At 61.2% G+C, this 19,903-nt stretch carries 20 protein-coding genes; 8 read left to right on the top strand and 12 right to left on the bottom strand.

Annotated elements, in window-relative coordinates; all coding sequences use genetic code 11:
* Window positions 1-164 precede the first annotated feature (164 nt).
* Window positions 165-914 carry a TetR/AcrR family transcriptional regulator gene (locus EC915_RS03810; RefSeq protein ID WP_133749167.1) on the bottom strand — a complete coding sequence of 250 codons (750 nt, stop codon included), beginning with the start codon at window positions 912-914 and terminating at the stop codon, window positions 165-167.
* A 182-nt stretch (window positions 915-1,096) separates the two neighbouring features.
* Here EC915_RS03810 and EC915_RS03805 point away from each other — a divergent pair, with 182 nt between their 5' ends.
* On the top strand, window positions 1,097-2,740 hold the full coding sequence (locus EC915_RS03805) for an ATP-dependent acyl-CoA ligase (RefSeq protein ID WP_133749166.1): 1,644 nt from the start codon (window positions 1,097-1,099) through the stop codon (window positions 2,738-2,740).
* A 44-nt stretch (window positions 2,741-2,784) separates the two neighbouring features.
* Here the strand turns inward: EC915_RS03805 and EC915_RS03800 are convergent, their stop codons facing one another.
* On the bottom strand, window positions 2,785-3,585 hold the full coding sequence (locus EC915_RS03800) for an SDR family NAD(P)-dependent oxidoreductase (protein ID WP_133749165.1): 801 nt from the start codon (window positions 3,583-3,585) through the stop codon (window positions 2,785-2,787).
* A gap of 125 nt (window positions 3,586-3,710) precedes the next feature.
* Between EC915_RS03800 and EC915_RS03795 the strand changes: the two genes are divergently transcribed.
* Complete coding sequence (locus EC915_RS03795) at window positions 3,711-4,460, top strand: DUF2889 domain-containing protein (RefSeq protein WP_133749164.1); 750 nt, start codon at window positions 3,711-3,713, stop codon at window positions 4,458-4,460.
* A 133-nt stretch (window positions 4,461-4,593) separates the two neighbouring features.
* On the opposite strand, the gene EC915_RS03790 is transcribed toward EC915_RS03795, so the two are convergent.
* The 4 genes from EC915_RS03790 to EC915_RS03775 form a co-directional block, all read right to left on the bottom strand.
* The gene (locus tag EC915_RS03790) at window positions 4,594-5,199 is read right to left on the bottom strand and encodes an aromatic-ring-hydroxylating dioxygenase subunit beta (RefSeq protein WP_133749163.1); all 606 of its coding nucleotides are present in this window, start codon (window positions 5,197-5,199) and stop codon (window positions 4,594-4,596) included.
* A gap of 42 nt (window positions 5,200-5,241) precedes the next feature.
* Entirely contained in the window at window positions 5,242-6,651 is a 1,410-nt protein-coding gene (locus EC915_RS03785) for a Rieske 2Fe-2S domain-containing protein (RefSeq protein WP_133749162.1), read from the bottom strand.
* A 122-nt stretch (window positions 6,652-6,773) separates the two neighbouring features.
* Window positions 6,774-7,763 (bottom strand): fumarylacetoacetate hydrolase family protein, encoded by a 990-nt coding sequence (locus tag EC915_RS03780; RefSeq protein ID WP_133749161.1) that lies wholly within the window; start codon window positions 7,761-7,763, stop codon window positions 6,774-6,776.
* On the bottom strand, window positions 7,760-8,494 hold the full coding sequence (locus EC915_RS03775) for an SDR family NAD(P)-dependent oxidoreductase (RefSeq protein ID WP_133749160.1): 735 nt from the start codon (window positions 8,492-8,494) through the stop codon (window positions 7,760-7,762). Before EC915_RS03775 ends, EC915_RS03780 begins: the two co-directional genes overlap by 4 nt.
* 147 nt (window positions 8,495-8,641) lie before the next feature.
* On the opposite strand from EC915_RS03775, the gene EC915_RS03770 reads away from it, so the two are divergent.
* Window positions 8,642-9,040, top strand: coding sequence for a Zn-ribbon domain-containing OB-fold protein (locus EC915_RS03770; RefSeq protein WP_133749159.1), 399 nt, complete (start codon window positions 8,642-8,644; stop codon window positions 9,038-9,040).
* Window positions 9,040-10,230, top strand: a complete 1,191-nt coding sequence (locus EC915_RS03765; RefSeq protein ID WP_133749421.1) for a thiolase family protein — start codon at window positions 9,040-9,042, stop codon at window positions 10,228-10,230. Before EC915_RS03770 ends, EC915_RS03765 begins: the two co-directional genes overlap by 1 nt.
* Before the next feature lie 33 nt (window positions 10,231-10,263).
* Here EC915_RS03765 and EC915_RS03760 read toward each other — a convergent pair whose 3' ends face one another.
* The 6 genes from EC915_RS03760 to EC915_RS03735 form a co-directional block, all read right to left on the bottom strand.
* The gene (locus EC915_RS03760) at window positions 10,264-11,073 is read right to left on the bottom strand and encodes an IclR family transcriptional regulator (protein ID WP_133749158.1); all 810 of its coding nucleotides are present in this window, start codon (window positions 11,071-11,073) and stop codon (window positions 10,264-10,266) included.
* A gap of 98 nt (window positions 11,074-11,171) precedes the next feature.
* Complete coding sequence (locus tag EC915_RS03755) at window positions 11,172-12,794, bottom strand: MFS transporter (protein ID WP_133749157.1); 1,623 nt, start codon at window positions 12,792-12,794, stop codon at window positions 11,172-11,174.
* Window positions 12,791-13,672 (bottom strand): fumarylacetoacetate hydrolase family protein, encoded by an 882-nt coding sequence (locus tag EC915_RS03750; RefSeq protein WP_133749156.1) that lies wholly within the window; start codon window positions 13,670-13,672, stop codon window positions 12,791-12,793. The genes EC915_RS03755 and EC915_RS03750 overlap by 4 nt, the downstream gene beginning before the upstream one ends.
* 1 nt (window position 13,673) lies before the next feature.
* The gene (locus EC915_RS03745) at window positions 13,674-14,615 is read right to left on the bottom strand and encodes a VOC family protein (protein ID WP_133749155.1); all 942 of its coding nucleotides are present in this window, start codon (window positions 14,613-14,615) and stop codon (window positions 13,674-13,676) included.
* A gap of 37 nt (window positions 14,616-14,652) precedes the next feature.
* Window positions 14,653-15,414 carry an SDR family NAD(P)-dependent oxidoreductase gene (locus EC915_RS03740; protein WP_133749154.1) on the bottom strand — a complete coding sequence of 254 codons (762 nt, stop codon included), beginning with the start codon at window positions 15,412-15,414 and terminating at the stop codon, window positions 14,653-14,655.
* A 72-nt stretch (window positions 15,415-15,486) separates the two neighbouring features.
* Entirely contained in the window at window positions 15,487-15,723 is a 237-nt protein-coding gene (locus tag EC915_RS03735; RefSeq protein ID WP_133749153.1) for a ferredoxin, read from the bottom strand.
* Between the two features lie 381 nt (window positions 15,724-16,104).
* On the opposite strand from EC915_RS03735, the gene EC915_RS03730 reads away from it, so the two are divergent.
* From EC915_RS03730 to EC915_RS03715, 4 genes are all read left to right on the top strand, one after another.
* The gene (locus EC915_RS03730) at window positions 16,105-17,385 is read left to right on the top strand and encodes an MFS transporter (protein WP_133749152.1); all 1,281 of its coding nucleotides are present in this window, start codon (window positions 16,105-16,107) and stop codon (window positions 17,383-17,385) included.
* Between the two features lie 62 nt (window positions 17,386-17,447).
* Window positions 17,448-17,768 carry a 2Fe-2S iron-sulfur cluster-binding protein gene (locus EC915_RS03725; protein ID WP_133749151.1) on the top strand — a complete coding sequence of 107 codons (321 nt, stop codon included), beginning with the start codon at window positions 17,448-17,450 and terminating at the stop codon, window positions 17,766-17,768.
* Window positions 17,769-17,803: 35 nt separating this feature from the next.
* The gene (locus EC915_RS03720; RefSeq protein WP_133749150.1) at window positions 17,804-19,039 is read left to right on the top strand and encodes an NAD(P)/FAD-dependent oxidoreductase; all 1,236 of its coding nucleotides are present in this window, start codon (window positions 17,804-17,806) and stop codon (window positions 19,037-19,039) included.
* On the top strand, window positions 19,036-19,890 hold the full coding sequence (locus tag EC915_RS03715; protein ID WP_133749149.1) for an oxidoreductase: 855 nt from the start codon (window positions 19,036-19,038) through the stop codon (window positions 19,888-19,890). The genes EC915_RS03720 and EC915_RS03715 overlap by 4 nt, the downstream gene beginning before the upstream one ends.
* Window positions 19,891-19,903: the final 13 nt, after the last annotated feature.

The raw sequence follows: 19,903 nt of genomic DNA, 5'->3' as shown, positions 1-19,903 counted from the left end.
CGTTGAGGACCGGGCCAGAGCGCTCCTCGCCCTGCTCTACAGGCTCGACTTGTATGGATAACCCGGAAAAAACTGCACATTTGGCAATTTGAAGGCAAAAAAAACCGACCCCTGTAATCCCAGGGGTCGGTTTTATTTTTTATGAAAGTGTCTAAATAAGCGCTTCAGCGCCGGGTGCGTGAAGTCGACCCCATGGTCATGGCGGCGGCCAGCTTCTTCACCCTTATCGGCAACAGGCGGCGGCTGGCACTTTCCGGCACCAGGATTTCGCTCAAGACATAGCGGATGATCATTTCACACAACAACTCTCGGTCCAGACGCACGCCGAGCTTCTCGTCCCAGTCGTCGAAGACGATGTTCAGCACGTCCTGAAAGCGCACGATCGAGTCATGAAAGATGCGCCTGAAAAAACCCAGTGCGTACTCCGGCGCGACCACGAGCAAGCGGCGTGCACGGCTCTGTTCGAGGTAATTGTCCAGATACACGAACAAGGCGTTGAGCCGCGCCTCGGGGTCTTTTATATGCACGAGCGCCTCGGTCAGCGAGACGTGGAAGCTGTCACGCTTGTGCCGCGAAAACGTATCGAGCAGATCTTCCTGAGAAGAGAAATAACGATAGAAAGTGCCACGTGACACACCTGCGACCTTGCACACGTCGAGAATCGAGATGCGGTCGGCACCCGACTGCAGCACCACCTCTTCGGTGGCAACCAGGATATTGGCAATGGTTTCTTCCGACCGGCGATTGGGTTTGACCTTGCCCGGCACTGCCGCACCTTTGCTGCCAGCACTTTTCGAAGCAGGCGCCTTGGCGGCTGTACGCGCGATCTTGGCGGGAGCGGCGGGGGTCTCCTTTGCGACACTGACGGCCTTTGGCCCGACGGGTTTGGCCTGTTGTTTTGGAGGTCTTGGCATGGATAAGCAGACTCGTGGACATTTCGATGGGCCAAGGTAGCATACGAATTAAGCATTTCGCGCGGAATTTGTTCAACTTCCGGCTAGAGACTTTTCCAAAATCTTTCCATAGAATCCAGTTCTCTCATCAAAACAAGATTTGGGCGCCCTCTTCATTGTGCGCCTTACAAAAGGAGATATTCATGAGTGGTACCGGGAACCCCGAAGCCTGGACGGTAGGTGAACGAGACACGGTTATTTCAGCGCTGGAGCGAGCGGTAGCAAGGGCTCCAGATAAGGTTTTACTGGATTTCATCGGAACCTTGTACACATACCGGGAAGTTGACCAGCTTTCCAACAGAATGGCCCATGCACTGGCCGATCTGGGGGTCACCGCCGGTGCCACGGTACTGACCATGCTCGACAACAACATCGACGCGGTCATCACCTGGCTGGCCATCAACAAGCTGTGCGCCGTGAGCGTGCCGATCAACACGGCGCTGAAGGGTGAATTCCTGCGTCACCAGATTGCCGACACCGGCACGCACCTGGTGATCTGTGAAGCCGACTACCTGCCACGCATGGTAGCCATCGCCGGTCAACTCACTGATGTGAAGCGTGTACTGTTCCGCACCGCGCCTGGCCAGCAGAGCGGTGATTTACCGACCTGTGCGTTCCCCATCGCGGCTCTGGACGCCCATCGTGGCGAGGATGATTCGGCATTCGAACGCAAGCCCCAGCCATCGGATCTCGCTTGCCTGATCTACACCTCGGGCACCACCGGCCCATCGAAGGGCTGCATGATCAGCTACAACTTCATGTGCAACCTTGCCCGACTCCAGTTGCGCGCCGGCCCTGCGAGCGAGGACGACGTTACTATCACCCCGCTGCCGCTGTTTCACATGAACGCCCTTTGCGTGAGCATCATTGCCAGCATTCTGGTCGGTGCCCGCGCCGCGATTCTGCCGCGCTTTTCCGTGTCCAACTTTTGGCCGGAAGTCGAGCGCTCCGGCGCGACCATCGCCTCAATCCTCGGCGGCATGGGTGGCCTGCTCGCTCAAGCCCCCGATAACGACGCCATGCTGCGCTGCCGCGGGCAGATTCATACCGCACGCGGCAACCCCTACACCGAAGAGACCAAGAAAATCTGGCGGGAGCGCTTCGGCAGCAAGCTGGTCGGTGGCAACGGCTACGGGCTGACCGAGGCCTGCGTGGTGACCTCGCTGGCGGCGGGCGAATACGCGGCGCCAGGCTCATCGGGCAAGCGCATCGCTGATTTCGACGTGCGGATCGTCGATGAACAGGACAACGAAGTAACGGCCGGCACACCGGGTGAGATCGTGGTCAGACCCCAGCGCCCGGACATCATGTTCCAGGGTTACTGGCGCCGCCCCGAGGACACACACAAACTGATGCGCAACATGTGGTTCCACACCGGCGACGTCGGTAAATTCGATGATGACGGCTTCTTCTACTTCGTCGACCGCAAGAAGGATTACCTGCGACGCCGCGGCGAGAACATCTCCAGTTTCGAGATGGAAGCAGCGTTCGCCACCCACCCGGCGCTGTCCGAAGTGGCGGTGCATGCGGTGCCTTCGGACAAGGGCGAGGATGACGTCAAGGTGACCGCAGTGTTGCATGCCAATACTCAGCTCGCGCCCGAAGCACTGTTCCACTGGGCGGCGGATACCGTGCCGTACTATGCGCTACCCCGCTACATCGAGTTTCGCACCAGCCTGCCGAAAAACCCCCAGGGCCGGGTGCTCAAGTACCTGCTGCGTGATGAGGGCAAGACCGCCACCACTTGGGATCTTGACGACACTGACATCAAAGTGGCCAAACGCTGAAAGGCCATGCGGCGTGCCCGGCACGCCGCAACTCTTTGGGCCGATCAGTACTCGCGCGCAGGAATGTGCGCAGGCCGCGAGTTGTAGCCTGGCAGGTGCAAACCGCCGTCCACGTGCAGGGTTTCTCCGGTGACGAAGCGAGACATTTCGCAGGCCAGAAACACCACCACCGGACCGATATCTTCTTCCGGATCGCCACAACGCCCCAGAGGGCGCAAGCCGGCAGACATTTCAGCAAACCCCGGATTCTCCTTCGCCAGCTTGTGAAAGGTCGCGCCCATTGCGGTCGGCGCAATGGCATTGACCCGAATGTTGAAGCGTCCCCATTCCGAAGCAGCGCTGCGCGTCAGCCCCACCACGGCCGATTTGGCCGTGTTGTAGTCGCCGTGCAGCCACGCGCCGACTTCGGTATCGATGGAGTAAAAGTTGATGATCTTGCCACCACCGCGCGCCTGCATCGGCGCGAATGCGGCTTTCATCGACCACCAGGCCGCCCAGACCGTGGAGTTCAGCGTGCGCTCCAGCATGTCGTCGGTCTTTTCTTCGAGAAGCACATTGGGGGTTGGCGCGAAGGCATTATTGACCAGAATGTCCAGACCGCCGAAATGCTCGACCGCGGCATCGACCGCCGCCTGAATGTCCGCCTTGCAACTGACGTCGGTCTTGATGAACAAGGCTTGCGCGCCCAACGCCTTGAGTTCCTCGACCACCGCCGCGCCGCTGACCTCGTCGAGCTCCGCCACTACCACGGCAGCGCCCTGCTTGGCGAAGCTCAATGCCACACCCCGCCCGATACCCCCACCGGCGCCGGTAATCAGCGCCACTTGTTCTTGCAGCAGGCCCATAGCCGCTCCTTTTTGTTGTTGTTGGAAAGGCATTTCATCACTGTATATGTGAACATTATCCGATATAGTGTCCAAATAAAACCGATAAAAAGTGCACACTCAGCCAGACAGGAAGGATAAGCCGGATGAGTACGTTTCGCCGCCGCGTCGAGATCGTTTCCAGTGGCCAGGCAGACGGTGGCGAAGTTCGCGCCGCCCTGGAAGACGACTTTCATCACTTTCGAGTGAGTCTGCATCATCAGCAGGGGATCCTGACGCACATTACCGGCCAGGCCTTGAGGTACCCCTACACCGCCTGTCCCGAAGCCATTGAGCCCTTGCATGCGCTGGTGGGCATGGCGCTTTCGCCCATTGCACATTCAGTAACTCGTCAGACTGACGCCCGGCATCAATGCACGCATCTGCTGGATCTGGCCGGTCTGGCGCTGGCGGCAACGCTGCGGCCCGCGCAATCCAGACGCTACGATATCCAGGTTCCACTGCGCGTGGAGGGGCGGACAAGGCCCCTGCTGCAGTTGAACGGCGAGCTGCTGCTGGAATGGCAGGTTCAGGGCGCAATCATCGAGGGCCCCTCGCCATTCACTGCGGTAAACATTCGCGAAGGAATGGCGCGCTGGGCGCTCAATACCCTGGACCCCGAGCTTGCAGAAGCGGCGCTGCTGTTGCGGCGCTGCACCATGATCTCCATTGGCAAGACCCATCATCTGGATGAGCAGATTCACGCCTCCAGCACTGACCGCTGCTACAGCCAGCAATCGCTGCGCGCGCCGCAGGCACGGCGCATGAAGGGATCGACCTGGGATATCGCCAGCAACGAGGCGCTGTGCTCCACTGATCAGGCCTGGTTGAAGGCGCGCAGTCAGGCGTCCTCGTAGCGCTTATAACTCTCGTAGCTCTCAAGCACTTGCAACCAGGGGCCCTGCCTGAAAACGCACGTAAAAAAGCCTGCTGACACAGATCAGCAGGCTAAAGGTGCGACACAATGAACGTTTTCGGCAGACTTGGGGTTTAGAGGAATACCGCCAGGTTCGGGGTGCCCAATACCGCCTGATCGAGGATGACTTCGCGTCTGGCCAGCTTGAAACTGTCGCCCTCCACACGCAGCAGATCGCGGCGTTCGCCGCTGATGATGTCGACGTGATGTTCCTTGAAACGGCTGCGGGTCAGCAGCAGGTAACTGGTGACGATGAACTCATCGGCCTTGGCGGTTTTCTCGACGAACACGTTGGTCACCAGTCGCCGCGTGCGCGATGGCGGATCCTCAGCCCAGGCGCTCTTGCCTGAAAGCCGCAAGATGCGACCCATGATCGAGCGGTAGTCATCGTGGTAATGCTGAACGCTGCGTACGATGGTGGTGGACAGCTCTGCGGCGGTGCGGGTGTGGCGCAGCGGCACCGTATAGATGAGATCGGTCGCCAGGCGCGAAGCCCACTCCTGCAAGCGGATCTGATCCAGCAGCGTGGCCTCTTCATAAAGGAAGGTAACCACCTGGTTGTAGACTGGCGAGCCGACCGGCACACGTTCGATGCCCAGCGGTGAACCGGGCTGTACGTGCTCGGTGCCGCGCTGCTGGACGTCGACCGACGGTCGCTGCGCCAATTGAGTGTCAGACATGGATGTATCCCCGAATCTTATTGTTGTTGAGTGCCGGTGCGTTTACTGCGGCTCATCCACGGGCGCGGTCATCAGCTCGTGCCAGTACAGCCACCAATGCCACTGGGTGTCGTCCTTGGTGAAGCCCTCGTTGACAATGCCCGGCCCAGGCCAGCCTTGCGGGGCGCCGGTTTCGAACACGGCCTGGTATTTGAGCGTACTCTTGCGACCCATCGCACCCTTGGCGGCGAGCGTCATGTGCGGCCAGGTGTCGGAGTCGTCCTGCTCGACCATGCCGGAAGTACCGAACAACTGAATGGTCTGCCTGAGCATTTTTTCCCGCAGTTCGGGCGGCGCGTCTTTTTCGGCGAAGATCCAGTTCACGAACTCCAGTTTGTCCGGCCCCTGGGGCACATAGGCGTGCAGGGTCATCGAACCGACCACGGTGCCGTCTGGCTGCGGGATATAAACAAAGCCAAAGAGAATGTTCGGAAACATGCCGCCGACCTGCGGAGGCATGCTGGTCAGGACCTTGAGCTGGTCCTCACTGAGATTACGCGCCAGCTGTTCGACCATCCCGGCGGTCATCCCGGCGGGCGGCAGCGCCTGAAGCTTCTGCTCGACCGTCAGCGATTCGGGGTCCAGCCCGGTCAGGCGCTTGATCTTGCGTGCCAGGTCGATGCACCGCAGTGCGTGACCATGAGGCGAGCTGATCTCGACACCGTACATTTCAGGACTCAGATCAGCGCTCTGGCCGTTCTCATCCTTCTTGGCATAGTTACCGACCTCGCCCAGCCAGCGATGCAGCGTCAGGGTATGGAAACCATCGGCAGCAGACTGCTCACCGGCGGTCTTCCAGTTGGCGTTGACGATGAAGCGCTGCGGCGGGCCGAGCACTTCCATGCCTTTGTCGGTGCGCAGGAACAGCATGTCGTAGTACCACTTGGCATCGCCGAGGAATTCGTCGAAAGATGGCCCGTCAACGTTCCATGTGGCAAACACCAAGCCGCCGTACAGCGTGACCCTGGCTTTTTTCAGGCCCAGTTGCTCCTTGGGGAGCATCTTGCCGTGCATGCACTCGCGCTCGACCGGCGAGCCGATGAAGTCACCGTTGGGACGGAACGCCCAGCCGTGATAGATGCATTTATGGATTTGCGTGTTGCCGCAATCGGCAGTGCTGATGCGCATGCCGCGATGAGGGCAGACATTGAGGGTTACATGCACCTCGCCTTCCTTATCGCGAGCGATGATGACCGAATCCGAGCCCAGGTCGCGGACCATGAAGTCACCGGAATTCGGAATCTCGGATTCATGGCCCAGCAGGACCCAGATCTTGCCGAAGATCTTTTCCATCTCGATTTCGTAGATTTCACGGTCCGACAGCACGCGCATCTGCACTTCGCGTGTAGAAGGATAAATCAGGTCAGCGACCTTGGTTCCATCAGACAGTACGGGGCTTGTTCTTGTTAGCATATTGGCCTCCAGTTCAGGGTGTCACGGCTACTACGAGCCGGTTGAATATAAGACAGAATCAAAAAGAATGTATAGGAAGTCGTTTGTCTTGACGGCAAATCATTCAGCGTCCGGCACACGGCTCACTGCGGGCTTCCCACCTCAGTGCGCAGCACCCCGATACCCTCGACTTCCAGCTCCACCCGATCGCCGGGTTTCAGGTAGCGCAACTGCTCCAGGCCGCAGCCGTTGCCCACGGTCCCGGAGCCCAGAAACTCGCCCGGATACAGCGTTTCGGAGCGGGACACGTGAGCAATGACATCTTCGAAGTGCCAGCGCATGTCCCGGGTATTGCCACGGCCCCATTCTTCGCCGTTGACCCTGGCGACCATGTTCAGGTCATAGGGATCGCCCAGCTCGTCGGCGGTCACCAGGCACGGCCCCATGATGTTGGCCGTGTCAAAGTCCTTGCTTTTGGCCGGGCCGAGCATGCCAGGCATCTCGGCGGCCTGGGCGTCACGGGCGCTCATGTCGTTGAAAATGGTGAAACCCACGATGTGCTCGCGGGCAGCGTCCCGGGAGATGTCCTTGCCTTTCTTGCCGATGTAGCAACCGAACTCCAGCTCGAAGTCCAGCGCTTTGCTGAAGGAAGGCCAGAGAAATTCGTCGTCGGCACCAATCACCGCAAAACGGTTGCACTTGTAATAGATGGGCTGGCGATTAAAGGTCTCAATGACCCGGTCGTCGGCGCGGGTGTTCATGGCCTTTAACGCGGCCTCAGGATCGTCGGTGCGCAATGCCCGGGCACGCCGCGCGGCCGCGAACGCCTGGCGCAGGTGCAACTCGAAACACGAACAGTCGCGCATCTGCGGCGGTGGCTGAATCGGCGCACGGAGCCTGACCTCGTTACGCGAGATGACACTGGCGCTTGGCGACTTGCCAAGCAGCGTGCGCGCCAGGTCCAGGGCTTGCTCGCCACCTTCCACCAGCTTCAGCACGCTGCTCAGGGCGGCGCTTTCACCACCCTGGACGTTGCGGTGAGCCGCCTGCAGGTCGAGGACCAGTTGATCGTTATCGAACAAGGCGCCGGCACGCTCGACGCCATCCGCATGGGTAAAGGTGACCAGTCTCATACGCGACCACTCACGGGCAGGCACGCGCCGGTCACCGCACTGGCCTCCTCGGACAGCAGAAAGGCGATAACCGAAGCGAGCTGCGCGGGGCTGACCCAGCGGCTGAAATCGGCGTCAGGCATGTCGCTGCGGTTGCTCGGCGTGTCGATGATGCTCGGCAAGACCGCGTTGACCGTGATGTTGCGGTCCTTGACCTCCTCGGCCAGCGCTTCGGTCAAGCGCGCAACGCCAGCCTTGGACGCGGCGTAAGCGCCCATGCCCAACCCTGCCTTGAGGCTCGCCTGGGCACTGACGTTAACGATGCGTCCGCTCTGCGCGGCAGACAGATGCGCGAGGACTACCTGCGAGGCCACGACGGCGGTCCGCAGGTTCATCTGATAGAGACGGTCCCAGGTCGCCAGGCTACCGGCTTCGAGGGTTTCCCAGGCAAAGCCTCCGGCGACATTGACCAGGCCATCGATACGCGAGAAATGCTCGGCCACCTGTGCGAAGGCCGCTGTGGCCGACTCGATCAAGGTCAGGTCGACGCCCCCCAATGACAGCACATCCCCACTGTCGTCGACGGTTGCCTGAGTCGACTCGGCCCGGTCCAGCAGTGCAACCTTGGCGCCACGGGAACGCAAATGCTGACCGAGTGCCCGTCCAAGGACACCAAAGCCGCCGGTAACGACGATGACTTTTGCGTGCAACGGCGCGTCTTGACGCACTGCGACCTGATCAGAACTGTACATCGCTGATTCCTCTTATTGTTGTTGGCGCTGCCCTCTGCGGGGAAGCGAGGCGTGGCGACAATATAAGACACTTTTTTAAAATATGTACAGATGATACTGTGCTCTCGTTGACTGGAATCAATAAAAACCATCCGGATATCGACGCTAATGCTCAGAAAACTGCCTGCCCTGACTGCCGACAACCGTGCCTTCTGGCAAGGTGGCGAGCACGGTCAGTTGCTCATTCATCATTGCGACGCCTGCGCGCGCTTCTTCCACCCGCCCTCGCCCATCTGCCCGTGCTGCGCCAGTTTCGATGTCAAGCCACAGGCAGTGTCCGGCAAAGGCTCGGTGATCAGCTTCACGGTGAACTATCAGCAATGGACGCCCGACCTCAACACCCCGTTCGTCGTGGCAATCATCGAGTTGCCTGAACAGCCCGGGCTGCGCTTTCTCAGCAATGTCATTGGTTGTGACCCGTTGTCGGTCAGTATCGGCATGCGTGTGCAAGTGGCATTCGAAAACATCGAGGATGTCTGGCTTCCCCTGTTCGAGAAGGATCAATGATGTTCGATCATCGCTATGAGAAAGACGTCGCCATTACCGGTATCGGTCAGTCCGAGGTGGGCCGCCCCTCCAGCAAATCGGCCATGCGCCTGACTCTGGATGCGTGCCTTGAAGCCATCGCCGATGCCGGATTGACTCGCGAAGACATCGACGGGGTGGCCTGCTGGCCAGGGGACAACAACAATGGCGACCCGTTTTCTCCTGTAGGCCCGAGCGCTTTGAAGAGCGTGCTCGGGTTGAACGTCAACTGGTTCGGCGCCGGCTACGAAGGCCCCGGACCGCTGGCCGGGGTGATAAACGGTGCGATGGCCATCGCTGCGGGTCTGTGCAGGCATGTGCTGGTGTTCCGCACCATCACCGAGGCCTCGGCCAGGGTGCACAACAAACAGGCCGGGGCCTTGAGTGCCAAAACGCAGGGCCGCGACAGCAGTCATGCCTGGCAGTGGTTCACGCCATTCAACGTGCACTCGGGTATCAACCTGATGGCCCTGTACGCGCAGCGCCATTTCCACGAGTACGGCACCCGGCCTGAACAACTGGCGCAGATTGCCATGACCTGCCGTGCCAATGCGCAGCGTAATCCCAAGGCCATTTATCGCTCACCCATGACCCTGGACGATTACATGACCTCGAGGATGATTTCCTCACCGCTGCGCATGTTCGATTGTGATGTGCACTGTGATGCGTCCACCGCCATCGTATTGTCTCGCCGCGATGTCGCCAAAGACACGCGCCAGCAACCGATTCGCATCGAGGCCTTGGGCGCAGCCCTGAATCAGCCCTGGTCGTGGGATCAAATTTCCCTGACGCAGATGGCGGCGTTCGATGTCGCCCGAATGATGTGGGCACGCACCGATTACGCGCCCTCCGATGTCGGTTCGGCACAGCTGTATGACGGCTTTTCGATTCTGACCATGATCTGGATGGAGGCGCTCGGCCTGTGCCCGGAGGGAGAAAGCGGCGCATTCGTCGAAGGGGGTCAGCGCATTGCGCTGACCGGGCAGCTACCGATTAATACCAATGGCGGGCAATTGTCCGGCGGGCGCACGCACGGTCTGGGCTATGTGCATGAAGCCTGCCTGCAGTTATGGGGCCGCGCTGAAGGTCGCCAGACCCGACCGCACACGGTCACGGCGGTCGCGGCCGGGGGCGGCCCGCTGGGCGGCAGCCTGTTGCTCGTCAAAGACTGACACGCCCGTCTCCCTACGGGCCGGGCAGCGTGCCTAGAACAGCACCTTGCTCAGCTCGGCGCAGAACGCTACCAATGCGGCGCCGATCTCTTCGATCCCTTCCTCATCGCGCTGGCCCCTGAACAACACGGCGGACACGGTGAAATCGATGTTGCCGGACAGCGAATAAACCGGCGCCGCGATTGCCAGGATGCCCACCGAGAAATAGCCGTCATCCACCGCCCAACCGCGTTCCACGGCCAGCGCCACCTCAACCCGATAGACCTCGAACGGCAAGGGCCTGGCCCAGCGAATGGTCTCGAAATCCTCCCTGACCTGGGCGTCCTGCATGTCCAGCTGGGTGGCGAACAACCGTCCGCTGGCGCCCATCAGAATCGGCAGACGCTGCCCTTCGGCCATGTCGATGCGCACGTCGGTGGGACTTGCTGCCGAGCTGACGATCACGATGCGGTCCGCACCCATACGCCGCCACAAGGTCACGGTGACCCGCATGCGCGCGGCCAGATCCTGCAACAGCGGCTTGGCGAAGGCCACGCGCTGGCCCTGAGTCACCCATTGCTCGACCAGCCTGGCCAGGCCCAGCCCTGCCGAATAGCGCTTGGACAGCGGGTTGAAATCGACCACGTCTTCCATGACCAGCGTGCGCAGGATATTGAAACAGGTGCTGGGGTTGATCCCCAGAATACGCGCCAGGTCCACGGAACGCTCGGGGGTTCCGGCCTGACTGAGGTGGCGAAGGATGCGGATGGCGTTTGAAACCGGTTTGACACTGACCGCGCCCTTCTGGTTATCGGGCGTATCAGGGGACTGTGAACCTGTGTTGTCGGTCTTGGTGCGAGGCATCGGGAATACCGGTTAGGCGAGCGATGCGGCATTCTAACCTGAGAACGACAGCCTGTTTAAAGTTTAATACCGAAACCCAAGCGTTGTTTTGCAGGTATTCAGGGCGGCTGATGAATGTAGCGTCTCTGGGGCTGCGCTGCGCAGCGATAGTGGTTCAGCCTGGCCTCAAGCGCTTGGTCGGCCTGGGTGATGCGCGACTCCTGACGCAAATAATCCAGCCAGGATTCGATGATGAAGCGCTCGACGAAGTGACCGTTTTCATCCAGGTCGTGATAGAGCCGCCAGTTCTTCGCCCCGTTGCGACGCCGGGACTGGCCGACCGCATAGGCGATCTCGATGAAATGCGCCCGACCGGCTGGAGCGACCCGGTAGGCCAGTTCAATGGAAACCGGCCCGGCTCCGGGGATCGACTCTTCCGGGAGCAACAGCCGGTCAGTCGGTTGGATCGCCATGGCGTAGTCGGCCTCTTGCCCCAGCGCCAGCTTGCCGTTGCGCGTCAACAGCAGCCCCAGCACTAGCGTTATTCCCGCCAGCGTCAAGCTGTGTTGCAAGCCGAAGTACTGGGCCAGAGCCCCCCAGATGGCGCCGCCGATGGCCATCGCGCCCATGAGCATCAGCAGGTACATCGAAGCGACCCGCGCCCGTACCCAGTTCGCCGCACAGGTCTGCACCACTGTCGAAATGGTCGCGTTGACCGCCATCCAGGACATTCCCGCGATCATCAACATGGCGCACACCGCGACCCGGCTGTGGGAGAGTGCCGCCGTCAGTGTCGCCAGGGCAAAACCCAGCGTGCCCGCAATGATCAGCACCCGCAGAGTGAAACGCCGATAGAGTTTGGTGAGGTTGAACGCGCCGATCACCGCGCCTGCCCCCAGAAACCCCATCAGCAGCCCGTACCCGCCGGCGTCCATGCCCAGCTCATGCTTGGCCACCAAGGGCATCAGTGCCCACAGCGCACTGGCACTCAGGGTAAAGATAAACACTTCCTTCAAGGCGCTGACCAGCACCGCCGAATGGCGGATGTAGCGCACGCCGCTGCGCAGGCCGGCCGCGAAGTTCTCCGAGGGCAGCCCATGCGCTATGTGGCGTGGGGTGAACATCGCAACCAGCACGATGACCAGCGCCAGACTGATGGTGATGATCATGAACACCGAGGCGGCATTCCAGTAGGCGATCAATCCCCCGGCAATGGCCGGGCCCAAAGCCCGCGCCGCATTGGTGGAAATACCGTTGAGGGAAACCGCCGCCGGAACCTGATCGCGGGACAGCACCGAGACGATGGTTACCATCCAGGCCGACATGCTCAGCGCACTGCCGGTGCCCAATAGAAAGGTGAACAACAGCAGCGACCAGTCGGTCAGCAGGTCGGCATAGGACAACGCGCTCAGAGACACGGCAGCGATGAGCATGATGCCCTGAGTCAGCATCAGCCATTTGCGTCGGTCGACCAGGTCAGCGATGACCCCACCGGGCAAACCGAACAGGAACGCGGGTAACGATATCGCCGTTTGCACCAGCGACACCATCAGCGGCGATGTCGACAGCAGCGTCATGATCCAGGCCGCGCCCACCGTCTGCATCCAGATGGCCAGATTGACCATTGCACCGGCACACCAGAGCCAGCGAAAGCTGCGGTTGGCCAAGGGCGACCAGGCAGAGGTCGGCTGAGCATTGATCGCCGCTCGCCTGACTTCGGGCTTCTCGGACACCTCGCTCATGGGAGCACGGGCCAGCCCAGCCTGCCTCCGGAACGGGCGGTCGACAAAATGCGCGCTTCGCTGACGCGGTTGCTCAGACGCCCGATGCCTTCAATACATGCGTCGACCTGATCGCCAGGTTGCAGAAAGCGCCCGTCTTCCAGGCCTACGCCGTGAGTGGACCCAGTGAACAGCAGGTCACCCGGCTGCAAGGTGATTCTGGCGTCGACGAAATCGAGTAGTTCATCGATGGGAAACAGCATGTGCCGGGTGTTGTCGAACTGGCGCCGCTCGTCATTGACCCTAAGTTCGATGTCGAGCTGCGGTTGTCCGCCAGCGAACTCGTCGAGAGTGACGATCCACGGCCCGACCGGCGTGGTGCGGTCCATGGCCTTCTGGGTCAGCAGATCCAGGCGGGCAATACGCTTGCCGGCATCCCGTGCGCTGATGTCATTGCCACAGGTGTAGCCCAGCAGGCAGGCACTGGCGTGGGGCTCTTCGCCCAACGCTCTGGCGACCACCGCGACCAGCTCGACTTCATAATCCAATTGCGCGGTCAGCGCCGGGTACTGGATATCGTCGCTGGCACCCACCAGTGCCGAGGCCGGCTTGATATAACCCAGTGGGTGCTCGGGCGCGACGCTGCCCAGGCGCTGCAGATGGCTGAGGTAGTTAAGGCCCACGCCGAAGACCCGTGCGCCGGGTTCCAGCGGCGGCAGGACGCGGCATTGCTCCAGCATAATGCCGACCTTGTCCAGGCTCAGTGCGTCCACGCCTTGGGTCGCCAGCGCTGGCGCCCACTGCGCGAACGGCGCACGAATGCGCTGCAGGCAGGTCGCCTCCAAGTCGAGCAAACCCCAGAAGCTTTCGTTGCGGTACTCGACCCGGATCAGCCGCATCTCAGCGCTTGCTCGCCAGGTATTCCGGGTCGAGCACCTCTTCGGGCGTCTTGACGCTCGGCCCCAGAATCGGCCCGACCATCTCATGCCCCCACAGGCTCAGGCACTCGGGATTGAGCTCGAACGGATCGCCCTGCCAAGGCTCGATCTCGGCAATGGTTTCGATGGCAAAACCGGACGGCGTGTAATGATAGAACGACAGGTGCGGATCCTGTGTGTGCTGACCCAGGGTCATCATCATTGGCAGTTGATGCTTTTTCACGATGTCGTAGGTTTCGCCGACGTCGCGAATGCTGTTCACGAACAGGCCGACGTGCTGCACGCCCATGCGTCCTGCGCCGTGACCGTAAGCAATGTCATGGCTGGTGTGATGATTGAGTTTGGAGCGGAAGAAGCCGGTACGTCCCTTCCCGGCGCCAGCGCCGTACCAGTGGAAGCCCATGATCCGGGTCAGGAAATCTTCCAGTTCATCGGTGTATTCGGGGGTAATGACCACCACGTGACCAGCGCCACGTTCGTTGGCCAAAAACCCCCCGTGAGGGCGCCCCGGCAGGAATGAACGCGGGGTCCATTTCTGGCCGTAAAACAGCTCGTGCTGATAGCCCACCGGGTCGCGGAAACGAATCAGTTCGCGCACGCCGCGTTGCTCGCACAGCGCCGCATCGCCGCGGGTGACCTCCACGTTGTTGGCTTCAAAGGTCTTGATCGCGGCGTCGAAGGCCTGGCGGCCCATGGCCTCCCAGCCGATGTAGGCCAGGCGGTCGACCTGGCCGGGGTGAAAGGCGAAGCGATGGCGGCGGTCGTCGATCTTGAAATACAGCGATTGACTGTCGCTGGCCGGCGACGGCGCAATGCCAAAGCCCATGACCTGCGGCCCGTATTCGCGCCAGGCGTCAAGGCTAGGGGTTTCGAACCCCAGGTAACCAATACCGATGATGTCCATGTGAGTGCACCTATTGTTCTTGTTGGGTGGGCGTTGCTCAGACCGCGAGCAGGCCGCCGTCGATGACGATGTCCGAACCGGTGATGAAGGAAGCCTCGGCGGAGGCGACGAACAACGCCATGGCCACGACCTCTTCCGGTTCTCCCGGTCGGTCCATCAGCACGCCGTCGAGCAGCGCTGCGCGCACCTTGGGATTTTCCATGAACGCTGCAGTGCCTGGCGTGGCGATGAAACCGGGGCTGATGCTGACTGCGCGGATGCCCACCGGCGCGCCTTCCACGGCCAGCTGACGGGTAAAGGCAATGACTGCGCCCTTGGCGGCGGCGTGCGCGCTGATGCCTGCGACTTTGGAGCCGCCCCAGCCAGCCGTGGAGGAGATATTGATGATCACCCCACGCTGTTCGGCCAGGTGATCCCAAGCGTACTTGGTGGTGTAGAACAGCAGATCGATCTCATTGCGCATCGTGAACTGCCAGTCCTCGATGGACAGCGTGTTCACCGGACCGAATTTGGCCGCCGAGGCATTGTTGTACAGTACGTCGATACGACCATGCTGGGCCACGGCCGCGTCTATCCATGCCTTGGCTTGAGCGGGATCGCCTAGGTCGACCGGAGCGGATCCCGACAACTGCAAGCCTTCACTGGCCAGCAAAGCGGCTGTCTCTTCGTGGGCGCTGGCGTTGGTGTCACAGCCCACGACGATGGCGCCTTCGCGGGCGAATCGCAGTGCCGCAACGCGACCCTGCCCGCCACCGGTACCGGTGATCAGCACCACTTTGTTCTGCAAACGACCTGTCATCCTGTGATTCTCCCGAAATGTGCACGCACGGTTATGAAATTGCCGTCGCCAGTGGCGACGTCAGGCAAGGTTTCAGGCAGCGTTTTCGGGGGTATCCAGGGGCTCCAGCCAGATCGCTTCGGCAGGACAGGCGGCAGCGCCTTCGCGTGCCTCCTCTTCAAGCTCAGGTGGCACCCGGTCATCGTCAAGATAAACCAGACCATCGTCATCAAGCTTGTAAAGGCTTGGGCATACGGCTGCGCACAGGCCATAGCCGCAGCAACGCGAACGGTCGGCGACGACTTTGAATTGCGGTTTGTCTGAACTCATTTCTTGTCTCCCTTGTAGGTTCAGTTCGGCCAATAATGAACACTTTCTATTCATGTGTAAATATTTCATCGCAAGCGTCAATCCCCTGCCGAAAAGAGGCCTGTAAAAGCGTGAGCTTGCCGGTGTATACCTGATTTTCGTGTTGCAGCGCGTCGCTACGGATGCCCTTAACGACCCCTTTATCGGTCATATATATGAACATATATTCGATTTATGTCTATTATTTCGTCGACCGTGCGACTCAGGTCGCTGGACAGCCCCCTTCGACCTGCCATATTCTCGATTGCGTACCCGATTCTTGTCCGAGAACGCCCACAGCCGTTCTTTGAGTTGAAACCGCTATACCGTTTGGCTCAACAAAACCTATAAGGAAGCCAATTCATGACCCCTTCGAAAAACGAAGCGGCGATCGATTTCACCGAATTTCGAAGCGCCTGGAAAATCCTCATCCTGTCCCTCGCCGGTGTTGCTGTCAGCATCAACGCCGCATTGCTGTATGGCTTCGGCACGCTGGTGGTGCCGCTCAATCAGGCGTTCGGCTGGACCAAGCCGGAATTGCAGGCGTGTATCACCTTTCTGTTCGGCGGCGCGGTCATTTCCTTGCAGTTGGTCGGCTGGTTCAACCTTCGTTATGGCATCAAGCGCGTAACGGTGGTCTCGCTGCTGTTGCTGGTGCTCGGTTATCTGGCGACCACCCAACTGACCCCGTCGATCTGGTCGATGTACCTGGCATTTGCGTTGTTACCCATCGTTGGTATGGGCACCCTGGCGGTGACCTGGACGCAGCTGTTGAGCCTTTGGTACGAGCGCAACCGTGGCCTGGCGCTGGCCATCGGCCTGTCGGGCACCGGGCTGACCGCAGCGATCATCCCGCGCCTGATGACCTGGGGCATCGAACAGTGGGACTGGCGCGCGGCGTTCATCATCCTCGCCATCCTCAATCTGGTGGTGCTGCTGCCGCTGACCCTGCTGTGGTTCCGGCTGCCCGAGGTCGTCGGTCGCCCTGCGACCCACAGCGAGCATACGGCGGATGACCTGCTGCTCGCCCTGCCCGGCATGAGTTTTCGCCAGGGCATGCGCTCGGGCAAGTTCTGGATCTGCAACCTGGCACTGTCCCTGGTGGTATCGTCGGTGGTCGGCATGGTCACCAGCACCATCCCGCTGCTGCAGTCCAAAGGGCTCAGCGCGGCCGATGCCGGGCTGATCTTCAGCGGTTTCGGCATCTCGCTGATCGTGGGCCGGATGCTGATCGGCTACCTGCTCGACCGTCTCTGGCCGCCCGCTGTGGCTGCCGCCAGCCTGATGATGCCCGCGGTGGGCTGCATGATTTACCTGAGCGGCACCACGGATTTCCAGATGCTGCTGATGGCCGCCATGCTGGTAGGCTTCGGCGCGGGTGCCGAGTTCGACATCGCGGCATTCCTGGTGGCCCGCTATTTCGGTCTGCGTGAGTACGGCCGTCTGTTTGGCGTGCATCAGGGCCTCAATACCGTGGCCTCGGCCCTGGCACCGCTGCTGTTCGCCTTCATGCTCAGTCGCAACGGCGACTACTCTGCGATGCTGGTGTATTGCATGGTCTGCTGCCTGATCGGCCCCTTGCTCCTGCTCATGCTGGGCCGCGCGCCGCGCTTCCACGGCGCGGCCATGGCGGCACCCACCTGAAGGCCTGCCGCGATGCACCTGCGGCAATGCCCCGCCCACAACAAAAACAAGAGGAAATCCCTATGCCAGTTCTGACCCTGATCGAATTCAACGGCACCGAACATCGCGTCAAAGCAGATGTCGGTCAGTCGGTGATGCAGGCCGCCAATTTCGCCAGTGTTCCCGGCCTGCAGGCCGATTGCGGCGGCGCGTGCAGTTGCGCCACCTGCCATGCGTTCGTCGATGATGCCTGGCTGGCACGCGTGCCGGCCGCCGAAGAGGCCGAATCGGACATGCTCGAATACGCCTGCGGTCGCAGCGACAACAGCCGCCTGACCTGCCAGTTGATCGTCAGCGATGCGCTGGACGGTCTGGTGCTGCGTTTGCCGCAATCCCAGTACTGAGCCTTGCGCTCATGGACTCAGTCGAAGGAGTTGTCATGTCACTGTCCTCAATCGTGATCGTCGGCGCAGGTCAGGCGGGTTATCAGGTCGCCGCCTCGCTGCGCCAGGAAGGCCATACCGGGCGTATCGTCCTGATCGGCGACGAGCCCGGCCTGCCCTATCAGCGTCCACCGTTGTCCAAGGCCTACCTGCTCGGCAAGATCGCCGAAACGGCGCTGCTGTTTCGCCCGGCAGATTTTTTCGCCAGCCAGAATATCGAGTTGCTGCATGATCAGGCGACCGCCATCGACAGACTCAACCGACGGGTGCTGCTGGCCTCCGGCAACGTCGTGAGCTACGACCATCTGGTGCTGGCCACCGGCGCACATAACCGTCCGCTGGCAGTGCCGGGGGCGCAACTGGAGGGCGTATTCGGCATCAAGACCAAGCTGCACGCCGACACCCTCGCGCCTTTAGTGCATCAGGCGCGCAATGTCGTGGTGGTCGGCGCCGGGTTCATTGGCCTGGAGTTCGCCGGGGTGGCCGCCGCGCTGGGGGCCAATGTGCACGTGCTGGAACTGGGCGATCGTCCAATGGCGCGTGCGGTATCGCGGGAAATGTCCGAGGTGTTTCGCAAGGCCCATGAAGGCTGGGGCGTGCATTTCGATTTTCGCCAGGGGCTGGCCGCCATCGAAGGCGACAACGGCAGGGTCTGCGCCGTGACCACCAGCGACGGTCGGCGGCTGCCGGCGGACCTGGTGGTGTTCGGTATCGGCGTGATCGCCAACGTGCAAATCGCCACTGAGGCCGGGCTGGACATCGAAAACGGCATCAAGGTCGACGCCCACCTGCTGACCAGCGACCCGCAGATTTCTGCCGTTGGCGACGTGGCCTGCTTCCCGTGCCTGCATAACGATCAGCAGCCCATTCGGCTGGAGTCGGTGCAGAACGCCATCGATCAGGCGCGCTGCATCGCCGCGCGGCTGATGGGCAAGCCCGCTGCCTATGAGGCCCTGCCGTGGTTCTGGACCGATCAGGGCCCGCTCAAGTTACAAATCGCCGGGCTGTCTACCGGCTATGACAGCAGCGTTATGGTGGGCTCGCCGGAAACCTCGCAGCTGTCGGTACTGTGTTTTCGCAATGATCAACTGATCACCGTGGAGTCCTGCAATCGGCCGGGCGATCACATGGCGGCGCGCAAGATCCTGGCTCGCGCCCCCCAGCTGACGGCGGCGCAAGCAGCAGAACCGGGGTTCGAACTCAAGGCATGGGAAGCGGCCAATCGACCATGAATAAAGTCTGGATGATAACCGGGGCCTCAAGGGGACTAGGCGCGCACATCGCCCAGGCTGCGTTGTCGGCAGGCGACCGGGTCGTGGTCACCGCACGCAACCTGCATGCCCTGGACTCGCTGTTTACCGGCGACGCGGACCGGGTGCTCAAACAGGCGCTGGACGTCACCGACCAAGCCCAGGCCAGTGCGGTAGTGGACGCGGCGCTGACCCGCTTCGGCGCGATTGACGTACTGGTCAACAACGCTGGCTACGGTCAGCTCGGCCCTTTTGAAACCAACACCCAGGCCGACGTCGAGCGGCAGTTCCAGACCAACGTCTTTGGCGTGTTCAACCTGTGCCGGGCGGTGCTCCCGCTGATGCGTACCCAGCGTCGCGGTCATGTGTTCAACCTGTCTTCGGTGGGCGGACTGATCGGCATGGGCGGCGCTTCCTTATACAGCGCCTCAAAGTTCGCGGTTGAAGGCTTCAGTGAAGCATTGGCTCAGGAAGTCGCCGGTTACGGTATTCGCGTCACGCTGGTGGAACCCGGGGTTTTCCGCACTGATTTCCTCGACAGCAGCTCGCTGGCGTTCGGCAGTGTGCAGATCGCCGACTACGCGGCGCTGGTAGACAAACTGCAGGCCTCTTGCGCCGCTGGCAATCACCAGCAAGCGGGAGACCCGGCGAAACTGGGCCACGCCTTGGTGACGCTGGCCAACTGCGAAACACCGCCTTTGCGTTTTCTGGCCGGCAGCGACGCCTACACTCAGGTCAGCGCCAAGCTGGCACACATGGGCACTGAAATCGAACGCTGGCAGACACTGTCCTGCTCGACCGACGGTGACTGGTCCACCGGCCCCCAAAACTGAGTCCGGCCAACGC

Source organism: Pseudomonas sp. LP_7_YM (assembly GCF_004364435.1).
GTDB lineage: Bacteria > Pseudomonadota > Gammaproteobacteria > Pseudomonadales > Pseudomonadaceae > Aquipseudomonas.
Note: the sequence above shows the minus strand (reverse complement) of the source record. Positions and strands in the feature narration are given on the sequence as shown.

Bases quoted from the DNA above. Each gene is read 5' to 3' on its own strand.
- EC915_RS03810 (WP_133749167.1), bottom strand. From the start codon at position 914: ATGCCAAGACCTCCAAAACAACAGGCCAAACCCGTCGGGCCAAAGGCC.
- EC915_RS03805 (WP_133749166.1), top strand. From the start codon at position 1,097: ATGAGTGGTACCGGGAACCCCGAAGCCTGGACGGTAGGTGAACGAGAC.
- EC915_RS03800 (WP_133749165.1), bottom strand. From the start codon at position 3,585: ATGGGCCTGCTGCAAGAACAAGTGGCGCTGATTACCGGCGCCGGTGGG.
- EC915_RS03795 (WP_133749164.1), top strand. From the start codon at position 3,711: ATGAGTACGTTTCGCCGCCGCGTCGAGATCGTTTCCAGTGGCCAGGCA.
- EC915_RS03790 (WP_133749163.1), bottom strand. From the start codon at position 5,199: ATGTCTGACACTCAATTGGCGCAGCGACCGTCGGTCGACGTCCAGCAG.
- EC915_RS03785 (WP_133749162.1), bottom strand. From the start codon at position 6,651: ATGCTAACAAGAACAAGCCCCGTACTGTCTGATGGAACCAAGGTCGCT.
- EC915_RS03780 (WP_133749161.1), bottom strand. From the start codon at position 7,763: ATGAGACTGGTCACCTTTACCCATGCGGATGGCGTCGAGCGTGCCGGC.
- EC915_RS03775 (WP_133749160.1), bottom strand. From the start codon at position 8,494: ATGTACAGTTCTGATCAGGTCGCAGTGCGTCAAGACGCGCCGTTGCAC.
- EC915_RS03770 (WP_133749159.1), top strand. From the start codon at position 8,642: ATGCTCAGAAAACTGCCTGCCCTGACTGCCGACAACCGTGCCTTCTGG.
- EC915_RS03765 (WP_133749421.1), top strand. From the start codon at position 9,040: ATGTTCGATCATCGCTATGAGAAAGACGTCGCCATTACCGGTATCGGT.
- EC915_RS03760 (WP_133749158.1), bottom strand. From the start codon at position 11,073: ATGCCTCGCACCAAGACCGACAACACAGGTTCACAGTCCCCTGATACG.
- EC915_RS03755 (WP_133749157.1), bottom strand. From the start codon at position 12,794: ATGAGCGAGGTGTCCGAGAAGCCCGAAGTCAGGCGAGCGGCGATCAAT.
- EC915_RS03750 (WP_133749156.1), bottom strand. From the start codon at position 13,672: ATGCGGCTGATCCGGGTCGAGTACCGCAACGAAAGCTTCTGGGGTTTG.
- EC915_RS03745 (WP_133749155.1), bottom strand. From the start codon at position 14,615: ATGGACATCATCGGTATTGGTTACCTGGGGTTCGAAACCCCTAGCCTT.
- EC915_RS03740 (WP_133749154.1), bottom strand. From the start codon at position 15,414: ATGACAGGTCGTTTGCAGAACAAAGTGGTGCTGATCACCGGTACCGGT.
- EC915_RS03735 (WP_133749153.1), bottom strand. From the start codon at position 15,723: ATGAGTTCAGACAAACCGCAATTCAAAGTCGTCGCCGACCGTTCGCGT.
- EC915_RS03730 (WP_133749152.1), top strand. From the start codon at position 16,105: ATGACCCCTTCGAAAAACGAAGCGGCGATCGATTTCACCGAATTTCGA.
- EC915_RS03725 (WP_133749151.1), top strand. From the start codon at position 17,448: ATGCCAGTTCTGACCCTGATCGAATTCAACGGCACCGAACATCGCGTC.
- EC915_RS03720 (WP_133749150.1), top strand. From the start codon at position 17,804: ATGTCACTGTCCTCAATCGTGATCGTCGGCGCAGGTCAGGCGGGTTAT.
- EC915_RS03715 (WP_133749149.1), top strand. From the start codon at position 19,036: ATGAATAAAGTCTGGATGATAACCGGGGCCTCAAGGGGACTAGGCGCG.